The sequence below is a fragment of the Pandoraea iniqua genome, from assembly GCF_902459685.1.
In the GTDB taxonomy this organism is placed as follows: Bacteria; Pseudomonadota; Gammaproteobacteria; order Burkholderiales; family Burkholderiaceae; genus Pandoraea; species Pandoraea iniqua.
Map to the genome: position 1 here is coordinate 224869 of NZ_CABPSF010000006.1, position 13097 is coordinate 237965.

Genomic DNA, 13097 nt, shown 5'->3' on the forward strand with positions numbered 1-13097 from the left:
TCGACGGAAAACCCTTTCCACGCCTTACTGCGGCTTTCCACGGCTTATTGCAGCGCCACGCTCACACCGATCCCGTCATGGCCTGATACTGAGCCCGCAGGGCTTGCGTAAACCGCTGATGGGTCTCGCGCGGGTTTTCACGGCGGGTGAACATCGCCACGGGCGGCAACGTCCACGTGAGCGACCACGGCACCACCGCTACGCCGGCAACGCGTACCAGTTCCTCGGCGATGTCGGCCGGCAACAGCGACACGGCGCGCTCGCTGCTGGCGAGCAACTCACCCGTCAGGCGCGACGAAAAGCTCTCCACGACAGGCACGGGGGGCACCACGCCAGCATGCAGGAACAAGTCGGCCAATTGATCGCGCATCGGCGTATTGGGGGCGCCCATGACCCAATCCAGCTCGGCGAGTTGCGCCCAAACCGGGGCGCTGCGGCCCAGCCGGGCGGCCAACCGGCGGCTGGCAACAACGCGGGGCATCTGGTGCATCAGCACCTCGAATTGCACCTGCGTCAGGTCGACACTGGCGGCGGCGCGCCCGATCACCACGTCCAGCGTGTGATCGCGCAACTGCGCCATGAGCGCTTCGCTCGTGCCTTCGTGCAGCGTGACGGTGAGCCGTTGCGGCATCTGCGCGAGCGTCTGCTGAATGGCGGCAGCGAGCGTCTTGCCTGAAATATACGGAATCACGCCCACATGCAGGCGTGCCGCATGCCCGGCCATCACAGCCTCGATGTCGCGCGTTAGATGGTCGAGATCGTGGACCATCGCCTGCGCCCGGGCGAGCACCACTTCGCCGAGCGGCGTGGGCGTCATGCCGCGTGGGGTGCGGTCGAACAGCGGGCCGCCAAGCATGCTTTCCAGCTCGGCGAGCGCGCTGGTCACGGCCGGCTGGCTCGTCGCCATGTGCTCGGCCACGCGCGTGAGCGAGCCATGCTGCTGAATCTGCAACAACAGCACCAGATGGCGCATCTTGAGCCGCGTGGTCAGACGCCGCACCACCTCGCCCGTATCGAAAGGCACCACTCCTACCCCCTGAATCCCCAAATCCTGCGAGCGTCCCGCCGTCCGGATATCCACGGCATCCCCGGCACAGCAGGGAAAGTACGCTCATAACGAAAATATGATGGCCCCATAGTAATTCAGAATCGCCTCGCAATAGCGGCTGCCTAGAATGGCTTCGCAATCAGGTGCGCCGGGCGGCAACCGTCTCGAAGAACGGCCGGGCGGTGCACGAGAGAGATGACATCCAACGAGGACGACACGCCCATGAGCAACAACAACGATCACCAGGCAGCCCTGGAATATCACCAGTTCCCCACTCCGGGCAAGATCTCCGTGACGGCCAGCAAGCCGCTCGTCACGCAGCGTGACCTGGCGCTCGCCTACACCCCGGGCGTTGCCATCCCGTGTCAGGAAATTGCTGCCGACCCCGCCAAGGCGTTCAACTACACCGCGCGCGGCAACCTCGTGGGCGTGATCACCAACGGCTCCGCCGTGCTGGGTCTGGGCAACATCGGCGCACTCGCCTCCAAGCCGGTGATGGAAGGCAAGGCCGTCCTCTTCAAGAAATTCGCCGGTATCGACGTCTTCGACATCGAAATCACCGAAAGCGACCCCGACAAGCTCGTCGAGATCATTGCCAGCCTCGAAGCCACCTTCGGCGGCATCAACCTCGAAGACATCAAAGCCCCCGAGTGCTTCACCGTCGAGCGCAAGCTGCGCGAACGCATGAAGATTCCGGTCTTCCACGACGATCAGCACGGCACCGCCATTACTGTGTCGGCCGCGTTCATCAACGGCCTGAAGGTCGTGGGCAAAGACATCAAGGAAGTGAAGGTCGTGACCTCGGGCGCCGGTGCGGCTGCCTTGGCATGTCTGGACCTGATGGTCGACCTCGGCCTGCCCATCGAGAACGTGTGGGCCACCGACATCGACGGCGTCGTCTACGAAGGCCGCGCGGTCGGCATGGACCCGGACAAGGCCCGCTTCGCGCAAAAGACCGACAAGCGCACGCTGGCCGAAGTGATCGACGGTGCCGACGTGTTCCTCGGCCTGTCGGCCGGTGGCGTGCTCAAGCCGGAAATGTTGAAGACCATGGGTCCGCGCCCGCTGATTCTCGCGCTCGCCAACCCGACGCCGGAAATCTTCCCGGAAGACGCCCGCGCTGCCCGCGACGACGTGGTGCTCGCCACCGGCCGTTCGGACTTCCCGAATCAGGTCAACAACGTTCTGTGCTTCCCGTACATCTTCCGTGGTGCGCTCGACGTGGGCGCGACCACCATCACGCGCAACATGGAAATTGCGGCGGTCAACGCGATTGCCGGGCTGGCGCAGGAAGAACCGAACGATTCCGTGGCGACCGCCTACGGCGCCTATGACCTCTCGTTCGGCCCGGAATACCTGATTCCGAAGCCGTTCGACTCGCGCCTGATCGTGCGTATCGCCCCGGCCGTGGCCCGTGCCGCCATGGAAGACGGTGTGGCAACGCGCCCGATCGCCGACTTCGACGCCTACGCCGACCAGTTGCAACAGTTCGTGTACCACTCGGGCGCGTTCATGAAGCCGATCTTCTCGGCGGCCAAGCAACTCGTGCGCGACGGCGGCAAGGCCCGCATCGTGTTCGCGGAAGGGGAAGAAGAACGCGTGCTGCGCGCCGTTCAGGTGATCGTCGACGAGAAGCTGGCCCGCCCGATTCTGGTCGGCCGCCCGGAAGTGCTGCTCGCCCGTATCGAGAAGTTTGGTCTGCGCCTGCGTCTGGGCGAAGACGTCGAAGTGACCAACCCGTACTACGACGAACGCTTCCACCAGTACTGGACCAGCTACTGGGAACTGCGCTGCCGCGACGGCATTACGAAGGAAATGGCGCGCGTGGAAATGCGCCGCCGTCTCACGCTGATCGGCGCGATGATGGTGCGTCTGGGTGATGCCGACGGCATGATTTGCGGCACCGTGGGCGCGTATCACGACCACTTGCGCTTCGTCGATGAAGTGATCGGCAAGCAAGCCGGCGCGAATACCTACGCCGCGATGAACATCCTGCTGCTCGACAAGCGCACCGTGGCGCTCGTGGATACGCACGTCAACGACGATCCGACGGCCGAACAAATCGCCGAATTCACGATCGCCGCTGCTAAGCAGATGTCGTGGCTGAACCTCAACCCGAAGGTCGCGCTGCTCTCGCGTTCGAACTTCGGCTCGGGGAGTGCCGCCTCGGGCACCAAGATGCGCCGCGTGCTGGATCTGGTGTCGGCACAGGCGCCCGATCTGGAAATCGACGGCGAAATGCACGGCGATTGCGCACTCGACGAAGGCCTGCGCAGCCGCATCCTGCCGCATTCGCGTCTGAAGGGTGCCGCCAACCTGCTGGTGTGCCCGAACGTGGACTCGGGCAACATCGCCTACAACCTGCTCAAGACGGGCGCGGGCAGCAATGTCGCCGTGGGTCCGTTCCTGCTGGGTGTGGGCGCACCGGTCAACGTGCTGACTTCGAGCTCGACCGTGCGACGCATCATCAACATGACGGCGCTCACGGTTATCCAGGCCAATCGTGACTGAAGTCGACGCGGCGCCCGTTCGCCGGGGGTAATTCAGCGGCATTACCCGATGCCCCTGCCCCAGATGCCCCCGGCACCGCAGAAACGCTAGTTGTCCGCCAACGCCCCGGCAAGCTGATCCAACGCATCGTCCTGATGCGTTGCCAGCCGCGCCGGGGCGTTGACGTTGGGTCGGCTCGTCCGCTATCCCGCGTCGGCGCCGATTGACTGAACGCCTTCCCGCAAAGCCATTCCAGCGCGCTGCACATCACGAAGTAAATCAGCGCGACAAAGGCAAACACTTCCGCCGGATACACCATCAACCGGCTGTTGACCTGCGTCGCCAGAAACGACAGCTCGGCCACCCCGACGATGTAGGCGAGCGAGGTGTCTTTCACGAGCGAAATCCACTGATTCACGAACGACGGCGCCATCATGCGCAGCGCCTGCGGCAGCACCACGTGCCGCAGCGTCTGCACGCGCGTGAGGCCGAGCGACATGCCGGCTTGCCACTGTGCCGTGCCCACACCGCGAATACCGGCGTAGACCGTATGCGAGAGATACGCCCCGCCGATGAGCGAGAGCGCACAGGCGACGGTGGCGAGTCCGGGCACATCCACGCCGAAGAGAATCGGAAGCAGGAAATACGTCCAGAAGATCAGCATCAGCACGGGAATCGCGCGGAAAAAGCCGATGACCAGCGTGAGCAGCCAGCGCGTCGGTCCGGTGAGCATCGCCAGCGCAATGCCTCCCGCAAGACCGAGCAGGCCCGACGCCACTGCGCTCGTACTGGCGAGCACCAGCGTGAGCGCGGCGCCCGCGAGCGGACCGTCGGGAAAGGTGCCCCACAGCAAGTAGGGCAAGTTATCGATAACGGCGGAGAAATTCATGATCAGCGCGAAGGAGCCGCCGCATGGCGGTGCGTGGTCGCGAGGCTGACCGCTTCGATCAGGGCAATCGCGCCAACGTAGAGCAGGGTGGCAATGCCGAACGCCTGAAACGTTTTGAACGTCTCGGTCTCGACCTGACGCGACGCATACGACAGCTCGGCGAGTCCGATAGCCATCGTGAGCGACGAGTTCTTCACCACATTCATGTACTGGCCGAACAGCGGCGGCAGCGCAATACGCACGGCCTGCGGCAACACCACGTGCCGGAACACGGCATAGCGGCTCAGCCCGAGCGCGGCGGCCGCGTGCGTCTGACCGGCAGGCACGCCGCGCAACCCGGCGCGAATTTCTTCGCCGATGAAGGCGGTGGTGTAAAGCGTGAGGCCGACGAAGCCGGCAAGCGTCTCAAGCGCGGGCCACCGAATGTCGAACAGCACCAGATGCCGCGCGTGGGGCTGCGAGAGCCACGCCACAACACCCGCAGGTAACAGCGCAGCCACGCCGAAGTACCAGAAGAACAGCTGCACCAGCAGCGGCGTGTTGCGCATGAGTGCGACAAATGCTGCCGCAGGGCGTGAAAACAGCGCGCTGCGCGAGTTGCGCGCCAGCGCGAGCCCGAAGCCGAGCCATGTGGCGGCGGCGCTCACCACGGCGGCCAACGCGACGGTGACGACGAAGCCGTGCAGCAGCCAACTGAGGTATTTCGGGGCGAGCCAATCGATCATGACAAGGGATGTCCAAGCAAAAACGCCGGGGCACATGAGGACGCATCCTCCTGTACCCCGGCTGGCGGGCGGGTCACTGCGGGGTCACCGCCGGTATTGCTGGCGGTACCAGACTCAGACCTTGTCGCCGATCTTGAACAGGCGCGGCAGCGGCTGCGACGTTTGCGGGCCGAACCAGCGGTTGTAGATGTTGACGGCAGTACCGTCCTTCTCCAGACCACGCAGCGTGTCGTTCACGAAGGCCGTCAGGCGCTCTTCGCCCTTGGGCACACCTACGCCCATGTAGTCGTTCGAGATCGTGAACGCCGGGATTTCGTAGTTCTGCTTGTCGGGCACGTTGGCGAGCAGGCCGACCAGCTTCGGGCCGTCCTGCGTAATCGCCTGCACGGTGCCGGCGCGCAGGGCGGCAAAGGCGAACGGCGTGTCGTCGAAGGCCACGATCGTCGTGCTCGGGAATTTCTCGCGCAGCGTGATTTCGTTGGTGGTGCCCTTGTCGGCGCCCACGCGCAGCTTGCTCAGTTGATCTGCCGACGAGAGCGTGCCCTTCTTCGCGAGGAACTGCTGGCCCGACGAGAAGTACGGAATGCTGAAATCGATCTGCTTGGCGCGCTCGTCCGTGATCGTGAAGTTGGCGAGCACGAGGTCGACCTTCTTCGACGTCAGGAACGGGATGCGGTTGGCGGGGTTCGTCGGTTGCAGTTCGAGCTTTACGCCCAGCTTGTCGGCGATGGCCTTGGCGTAGTCGACATCGAGGCCGACGATCTTGTGCGACTTCGCATCGACGTAGCCGAACGGCGGGTTGCTGTCGAACGTGGCGACACGCAGCACGCCGGCCTTCTTGATGTCGTCGAGCTTGTCGGCATGCGCCGCGAGCGGCAGCAGGGCAACGGCAGAGAGGAGGGCGGCGGCGAAGACCGAGCTGCGGCCGCGCTGGCGGCGTTGGGTGTGCTGGGTGTGGCTGGCGCGTGGTGTGCGATTGTTGTTTTGCATGGCCTGATGGGCTCCGTTTTTAAAACGCGTAAAACCTTCACTCGATACCGCCGGGGATATTCCGGACAGAATTCGGCGGTAACTCGTCACGGATAGTGGCGAGCGGGTTTCACACGATAACGGGGCTCGCAGGCGCGCCCAACCAATCGATTTTTCTTAGCAAAACGCCGGCGCAGATAAGCGCCGGCGTGCGGGGTGTTTCGTATCGAACGGCAAGGCGAGCGTGCCGATGGTCACGCTCGCCATACGGCCGGACGATCAGCCGTGGTGGTCGTAACGATGGTCGTGATCGCGGTCGCGGTCATCATGACGATCCGGTCCCTGGCCATGGCCCCAGCCGCCGCGATCGAGCGCCCAGCCATGCGGGCCCTGATGCCAGACCGGTGCACGATAGGCGTAGCCCGGACGCTCACGTTCCCAGTGACCGCCCGACCACACGTGACGATGGCCGTCCCAATCCCAGAAGCCCGGTGCCCACACATAGCCGGGACGCGGCGCCGGCACCACTTCGTAACGCGGCGGCGGCGGTGCGCCGATGCTGATCGAAACGCCCACTTGGGCGTGTGCCGGTGCCACGGCAATACCGCCAAGCGTGGCAGCAACGAGCGCGATGGTAAGAGTCAGTTTTTTCATATTCGCCCCCTTGAAAGCGATGTCTTTGAGTGCGCTTTCATCGTACGAGGTGATGTGGCGAATAACGAAGCTAATAGTCGTAAGAAAGTGTTGGAATTGTTTCGTTCTGTTGGTCGAAAAGCCGCATGAACAGCGGCTTTACGATGTTTTTGCGAAACCGGCGGGCAGTCGGCATTGCCCGCCGGTGGACACGATAGTGAGCGTTATCTGCACTTTTATCCGAACTTACTTCGCGCTGTGCTGATGCCGGAATTCCTGCGTGCGGCCACCGTAACCGTACGCGGCCGCGCGCGCGTCGATCACGTGAATGTACGAGCACGCGTGCACGTTGCCGAGCAACCCCGACAGCGTCTCGAACACCTGTGCGATGTACTGCGCTTTCTCGGCTTTCGTATTGGTCTCGTCGGTCACGCTGATATCCAGATGGAAGGCGTTTTTGCCTTGCTCCGAGAGTGGCGCGCCGCCAATGAACCAGCGTTCGTGAGGAATGTAGTCGACGGTGACGGCGATCACGTCGGGTGCTTTGTGGAGCACGTCGACGGTGAGTTGCGAGACGGCGCGCACGGCTTCGCGCGTGACTTTGTCGTTGGGCGTGCCGGAGAGTTGCAGAACGAGATGGGGCATGACGAGACTCCTGAAGTGGTGACGAAAGTGAGTGACGAAAGTGTTGGCGCCGGGGGCGGTTCCGGGGTGGGTCCCCGCGGTTGGCCGCGTTCGGGCGCCTGAAAAGCGTGACTTCAGTCTAGGGTCTCGGTTGACATCGGAAAAGCGGGAATTTACGATGCAATCTATCGGTTTATCAAATGGGTGAAACATGCTGCCGGGATTCGATTTCGATCAGTTGCGCACCTTTGTCGCGGTCGCGGATGCCGGCAGCCTGTCGGCGGCCGCACCGCTTGTCTTTCTGTCGCAATCGTCGGTCAGCGAGCAGATCCGCAAGCTGGAAGCGCGCGCCGGGGTGACGCTGTTCACGCGCGGCAAGCTGGGGGTGGCGCCGACGGCAGCCGGCGAGCGCCTGCTGGGGCACGCGCGGCAGTTGCTCGCGCACAGTGAGCAGGCATGGCACGACGTGCGCGGCTTTTCGCTGTCAGGCGAACTACGGCTGGCCATCACCGACTACTTCCGCCCGGGGGAAGTCGCTCGCATGCTCCGGCATCTGGGCGTGGTGTACCCGGCGCTGCGCATTCACGTGACGATTCTCAAGAGCGGCATCATCGAAACGGGTTACGACACGGGCGAGTTCGATATCGGGGTGTCGATGCGCATTCTCGGCAAGTCGCTCGGTCGCGATGGCGTTGCCGGTACGCAGGCACTTTCGCGCGAATCGCTCGACTGGGTGGCCGCACCGGACTTCGTGCTCGATGCCGATGCGCCACTACCGTTGCTTGTCTTGCCGGATACCTGTGCGCTGCATCGTTTCACCACGCAATGGCTCGACACGCATCACGTGCCGTACACGATTGCGCATGTGGCGTCGGGGGTGGCGGGGTTGCAGCTGGCGTTGAGTGCAGGACTCGGGGTGGCGTGTCTGAACGCGTCGGCGGCGGGGCCGTCGCTCATGCGGATCGACAAGCTGGTGAGCGGGCGGCGCTTGCCTAAGCTGCCCGAAGCGGAGTTTCATCTGTTGCCCGCGCGCCGGGGTGAGCCCGATTGGGTCACGCAGGCGCGTCAGGCGCTGGCGTCGCAGCTTGCCGCGCCAGCCGCGTTGAGCGCATGACTTACAGGATGAATTGCAAGATGAACTACGGGACGCGTTACAGCGCGTTGATCGGAATCTTCAGATAGCGCGTGCCGTTGGACTCGGGCGCGGGCATGTCGCCAGCGCGAATGTTGACCTGCACGGCGGGCAAGATCAGCGTGGGCATGTCGAGCGTTCGGTCGCGGGCTTCACGCATGGCGACGAAGGCGTCTTCGTCGATGCCGTCATGCACATGAATATTCGCGCGGCGCTGCTCGCCGACCGTCGTTTGCCAGTTCGCCGCGCGACTCGCCGGCGGGTAGTCGTGGCACATATACAGACGCGTGGCTTCGGGCAGCGACAGTAGACGGCGGATCGAACGATAGAGCGTGTGCGCATTGCCACCGGGGAAATCGCAGCGCGCCGTGCCGACGTCGGGCATGAAGAGCGTGTCGCCGACAAATACCGCATCGCCGACGCGATAAGCCATATCGGCCGGCGTATGGCCGGGGACAAACATCGCTTCGGCTTGCAGATTGCCGATGGCAAACGTCTCGCCATCGTCGAAGAGGTGATCGAACTGCGAGCCATCGGGCGGCACGTCGGCGCCCAGATGGAACAGCTTCTTGAAAACGTGTTGCACGTCGCGGATATGCCCGCCGATGGCGATGCGCCCGCCAACGCGCTCCTTGAGCCAGCGCGCCGACGACAGATGATCGGCGTGGGCGTGTGTTTCCAGAATCCAGTCGACCGTCAGTTGTTGCGCCTTCAGAAAATCGAGCACGCGCTCCGCGGAGCCCGTGTGCGTGCGGCCCGCCTTCGGGTCGTAGTCGAGCACGGGGTCGATGATCGCGGCGCGACCGCCCGGCGCATCGAATACGACATAGGTCACCGTCGAGGTGCCGGTGTCGAAAAAGGCTTCGATGTGGGCTGCGGTGGCTGACATGGCCGGGCTCCTGCAAAGGTTTATCGATTGATATATTATAAACGAGTAAAGTGTACGCGATATGCGTGACATAGCGTCGCGCGGCGTCCGCCCTCGAATTGCCTCGATCCTGCCATGCCACGTGCCACTTCGTCACCCCTGCACGACGACGCTTCTGACACACCAGACGCTCCCGATGCGTTACTTGCCGCCGTACCTGCCATAGCCGCGAAATCTGTGAGATCCGTGAGCGCGGAGGGTCAAGGCGCGGCTGCGTCGTTGGATGTCGCGCGCCTGCGCAGTGCCGCGCGCGACGCGACCAAGCTGTTGCGGGCGTTGGCCAATGAAGACCGGTTGCTGATTCTGTGCCAGCTCACCCAAGGCGAGCGGTCTGTGGGCGAGTTGGAATCGCAGCTCGATATCCGGCAACCGACCTTGTCGCAACAACTCGCCGTACTGCGCACCGAGCAACTCGTTACCACGCGACGCGACGGCAAGCGCATCTATTACGCGGTCGGCGACGCCACGGTGCTGGCGGTGCTGTCTTGCCTCTACGATCAGTTCTGCCCGAAAACGTGAGCCGGTGAAGCGTTCGTTGTCCGCCTTCCTGCCGCCTGCCCCCTGTCATTTGCTTTCTCTCTGTCCGACCGACTGCCCATGACCCTCGATACTCTTCACTTCACGCCGTGGACTGCGCTGGCCGGTGGCGTACTGATCGGCGTGGCCGCCGTCTGGCTCATGCTCGCCAATGGCCGCATTGCCGGGATTTCCGGCATCGTCGGTGGTCTGTTGCGCCCACGTGCCGGTGACATCGGTTGGCGGCTGGCGTTCATCGTCGGACTGATGGCAGCCCCTTGGGTCTATCGCCTGCTGGCGGTCGTGCCCGAAGCGCAGATCGATGCGAGCTTCGCCATGCTGGTCGGGGCGGGCTTGCTCGTCGGCTTTGGCACGCGGCTCGGCTCGGGCTGCACGAGCGGTCATGGTGTCTGCGGGTTGTCGCGGCTATCGTGGCGATCGCTGGCCGCCACGCTGTGCTTCATGGTGACGGGCTTCCTCACGGTGTTCGTCGTGCGCCATGTGCTGCATGTCGGAGGTGCCGCATGAAGAAGCTCGTGTTCGCGTTCGCCGGCGGGCTGATCTTCGGTCTCGGCCTGATTCTCGCCGGCATGGCTAACCCGGCGAAAGTCCTCGGTTTTCTCGATATCGCCGGGCGCTGGGACCCGTCGCTCGCGTTTGTGATGGGCGGTGCCATTGCGGTCGGTCTGGTCGGCTTCCGGCTGGCGCGTGCGCAGCCGATGGCATGGACGGGCGAACCGCGCGCATGGCCGAATCTGCACGGCATCGACAAGCGTCTGGTGCTTGGTGCGCTGGTGTTTGGTATCGGATGGGGGATTGCCGGGATCTGCCCGGGGCCGGCGCTCGTGTTGCTCGGCGCGGGCTCGGGCAAGGGGCTGACGTTTGTCGTGGCGATGCTCGCCGGGATGGCGATTCACGCGATGTTGCCCGCGAGGGCGGCAAAACACACGGCACCGGCGGCGCCGGCGAAGCACTGACCGGGCAGCGGATGTCCTCCGTGCCCGGCGCCGTGCGTGTCAGTGCCGCCTTGCCAGCTCGGTGCCCGCATCGGCGGGCAAGCGGCGGGTGACCGGAATCGAGAGCCACGAGAACAGCCCGATCACGAGAAACGCGGGCAGGAAATCACTGGCCGTCAGTTGCTCATGCCCCGCGAGCCGGCTGCTCGCCTGCAAGACCATCCCGGCAATCGTCACACCCAGACCCAGCGACAACTGCTGAATCACGCTCGCGAGGCTTGTCGCCCGGCTGGCGTCGCCGCTCGCGATGTCGGCATACACGATCGAATTCAGACAGGTGAACTGCAACGACGGGAAGAAGCCGCCGAATGCCACCACGCCCAACATCACCAGCACCGGCGTGTTGTGCGTGAACAGGCCGTAGGAGGCGAGCGCCAGTCCGGCGAGCGCCGCATTGACGATCAACACCCGCCGGAAACCGAAGCGTGCCAGCACGCGCTGCGCAATGGCCTTCATGAAAATGGCACCGAATGCCGAGGCGCAGGTAATCATGCCGGACTCGAACGGGTCCATATGCAGCCCTTCCTGCAAGGCCAGCGGCAGCAGAAACGGCACAGCCCCCAAGCCGATGCGAAACAGCGAGCCGCCCACCACACTCGCGTGGAAAGTCGGAATGCGCAGCAGCCGGAAGTCGAGCAGCGGCGCTTCGGTGCGATTGGCGTGCCACCAGTAGCCGTAGAGAAAGACGGCGCCCAGCACGCACATGACGATGACGACGCTGTCGGGCACCTGATGTTCGCCGATCATGGCGAGCCCCAGCATCAACAGGCCGCTGCCGAGCGCTGACAGCACGAACCCGACGGTGTCGAGCTTGCCGGCATCGCCGCCCCGATCGTTATCGATGTACTTGCCCGCGAGATAAATCCCCAACAGGCTGACCGGGATATTGATAAAGAAGATCCAGCGCCAGTGCAGATAGGCGGTGATCGCGCCGCCGAGCGGCGGGCCGATTACCGGGCCGAGCAGGGCGGGCATGGTCAGGTAGCCGATCGCCTTGACCAGATCGTGCTTGGGCACGGCGCGGAAGATGACGAGCCGGCCGACCGGCACCATCATCGCGCCGCCCACGCCTTGCAGGAAGCGCGCAAACACGAAGGTCGGCAGCGAGAACGACAGGGCGCACAGGATCGATCCCGCCATGAAGATGCCGATAGCGGTGCGGAAAACGTTTCGTGCGCCGAAACGGTCGGAGACCCAGCCGCAGATCGGAATGAAAATACCCAGCCCCACCACGTAGGCGGTGAGCGCCATCTTCAGTGAGATCGGATCTTGGTGCAGGTCGCGTGCCATGGCTGGCAGCGAGGTGGTAATCACCGTTGCGTCGATGTTCTCCATGAACAGGGCGCAAGCGATGATGAGCGGAATAATGACGGCGCGCGACACGATGGGGGGGACGGCTGGCGCAAAGAGATGGATTGTCCCATAACGCGCGTGTCGCCTTCAATCGCTAAGACGACGCCGACCGCTTGTGCGCCGCCAATCGACGTCACTGCGTCAGGCTGACGCTGGCGGCATGGCTTGACGCAGTTCGTCGGCATTCAGGCGATACAGCACATGACGGCGCAGCCGGTGACCCGGCGGAATCAGCGGGTGCAGAAAGTCCTCGTCGGGGCAATGGCGCATGCCGATGCGCGTCATGACCGCGCGCGAGCGCACGTTAGCCGGCACGGTGAACGACACCAACTCGTCGAGTTGCAACACATTAAACGCGAAATGGGCGGCCGCGCGGGCCGCTTCGCTGGCATAGCCGTTGGACCACCACGGCCGGGCGAGTCGCCAGCCGATCTCCACGGCAGGGACGAACGGCGCGTCGAATCCAACGCGCATGAGCCCCACGAACCCCGCAAATGGCGTCACGCCCGGAATTTCGAGCGCCCAAGGACCGAAGCCGTGGGTTTCCATATGGTTGCGCAGGCGCTGCGCGACGGCATCGCTTTGGGCGCGGTCGAGCGTCGTCGGGAAGTGACGCATGACTTCCCGGTCGGCATTCAGGGCGGCAAACGCAGCCAAATCGTCCGTCCGCCATGGGCGGAGTACGGTGCGTGCGGTCGTGAGCGTGACCGGCGTCGTGTCGTGGCGCTCGGGCAGCGCCGGTGCGGAGGGCGAAGTTGTCATGCGAATTGAGCG

13 protein-coding genes and 1 pseudogene are annotated in these 13097 nt (G+C 64.2%); 5 read left to right on the top strand and 9 right to left on the bottom strand.

Annotated elements, in window-relative coordinates:
• Positions 1–61: 61 nt before the first annotated feature.
• The gene (locus PIN31009_RS20465; protein WP_058379837.1) at positions 62–1024 is read right to left on the bottom strand and encodes a LysR family transcriptional regulator; all 963 of its coding nucleotides are present in this window, start codon (positions 1022–1024) and stop codon (positions 62–64) included.
• A gap of 246 nt (positions 1025–1270) precedes the next feature.
• Here PIN31009_RS20465 and PIN31009_RS20470 point away from each other — a divergent pair, with 246 nt between their 5' ends.
• Positions 1271–3559 (top strand): NADP-dependent malic enzyme, encoded by a 2289-nt coding sequence (locus PIN31009_RS20470; protein ID WP_150686127.1) that lies wholly within the window; start codon positions 1271–1273, stop codon positions 3557–3559.
• Positions 3560–3790: 231 nt separating this feature from the next.
• On the opposite strand, the pseudogene PIN31009_RS20475 reads toward PIN31009_RS20470, so the two are convergent.
• The 5 genes and pseudogenes from PIN31009_RS20475 to PIN31009_RS20495 form a co-directional block, all read right to left on the bottom strand.
• Positions 3791–4427: pseudogene (locus PIN31009_RS20475) on the bottom strand (amino acid ABC transporter permease); the annotation flags it as partial.
• A gap of 2 nt (positions 4428–4429) precedes the next feature.
• Positions 4430–5152, bottom strand: coding sequence for an amino acid ABC transporter permease (locus PIN31009_RS20480; RefSeq protein WP_150791425.1), 723 nt, complete (start codon positions 5150–5152; stop codon positions 4430–4432).
• Positions 5153–5266: 114 nt separating this feature from the next.
• Positions 5267–6142, bottom strand: a complete 876-nt coding sequence (locus PIN31009_RS20485; RefSeq protein ID WP_150791426.1) for an ABC transporter substrate-binding protein — start codon at positions 6140–6142, stop codon at positions 5267–5269.
• A gap of 258 nt (positions 6143–6400) precedes the next feature.
• On the bottom strand, positions 6401–6775 hold the full coding sequence (locus PIN31009_RS20490) for a YXWGXW repeat-containing protein (RefSeq protein ID WP_150791427.1): 375 nt from the start codon (positions 6773–6775) through the stop codon (positions 6401–6403).
• A gap of 225 nt (positions 6776–7000) precedes the next feature.
• Positions 7001–7399: a tautomerase family protein gene (locus PIN31009_RS20495; protein ID WP_150791428.1), complete on the bottom strand. Its 399-nt coding sequence runs from the start codon at positions 7397–7399 to the stop codon at positions 7001–7003.
• Positions 7400–7592: 193 nt separating this feature from the next.
• On the opposite strand from PIN31009_RS20495, the gene PIN31009_RS20500 reads away from it, so the two are divergent.
• Complete coding sequence (locus PIN31009_RS20500) at positions 7593–8492, top strand: LysR family transcriptional regulator (RefSeq protein ID WP_150791477.1); 900 nt, start codon at positions 7593–7595, stop codon at positions 8490–8492.
• Between the two features lie 37 nt (positions 8493–8529).
• On the opposite strand, the gene PIN31009_RS20505 is transcribed toward PIN31009_RS20500, so the two are convergent.
• On the bottom strand, positions 8530–9399 hold the full coding sequence (locus PIN31009_RS20505) for an MBL fold metallo-hydrolase (protein WP_087691417.1): 870 nt from the start codon (positions 9397–9399) through the stop codon (positions 8530–8532).
• A 225-nt stretch (positions 9400–9624) separates the two neighbouring features.
• Here PIN31009_RS20505 and PIN31009_RS20510 point away from each other — a divergent pair, with 225 nt between their 5' ends.
• The 3 genes from PIN31009_RS20510 (at position 9625) to PIN31009_RS20520 (ending at position 10931) form a co-directional block, all read left to right on the top strand.
• Entirely contained in the window at positions 9625–9957 is a 333-nt protein-coding gene (locus PIN31009_RS20510; protein ID WP_246185777.1) for an ArsR/SmtB family transcription factor, read from the top strand.
• 78 nt (positions 9958–10035) lie between these two features.
• The gene (locus tag PIN31009_RS20515) at positions 10036–10482 is read left to right on the top strand and encodes a YeeE/YedE family protein (RefSeq protein WP_150791430.1); all 447 of its coding nucleotides are present in this window, start codon (positions 10036–10038) and stop codon (positions 10480–10482) included.
• Positions 10479–10931, top strand: coding sequence for a DUF6691 family protein (locus tag PIN31009_RS20520; RefSeq protein WP_150791431.1), 453 nt, complete (start codon positions 10479–10481; stop codon positions 10929–10931). Before PIN31009_RS20515 ends, PIN31009_RS20520 begins: the two co-directional genes overlap by 4 nt.
• A 39-nt stretch (positions 10932–10970) precedes the next feature.
• Here PIN31009_RS20520 and PIN31009_RS20525 read toward each other — a convergent pair whose 3' ends face one another.
• Together PIN31009_RS20525 and PIN31009_RS20530 are read right to left on the bottom strand one after the other, a co-directional pair.
• Entirely contained in the window at positions 10971–12353 is a 1383-nt protein-coding gene (locus PIN31009_RS20525) for an MFS transporter (RefSeq protein WP_150686028.1), read from the bottom strand.
• 111 nt (positions 12354–12464) lie between these two features.
• Positions 12465–13085, bottom strand: a complete 621-nt coding sequence (locus tag PIN31009_RS20530; protein ID WP_150791432.1) for a GNAT family N-acetyltransferase — start codon at positions 13083–13085, stop codon at positions 12465–12467.
• Between the last annotated feature and the right edge of the window lie 12 nt (positions 13086–13097).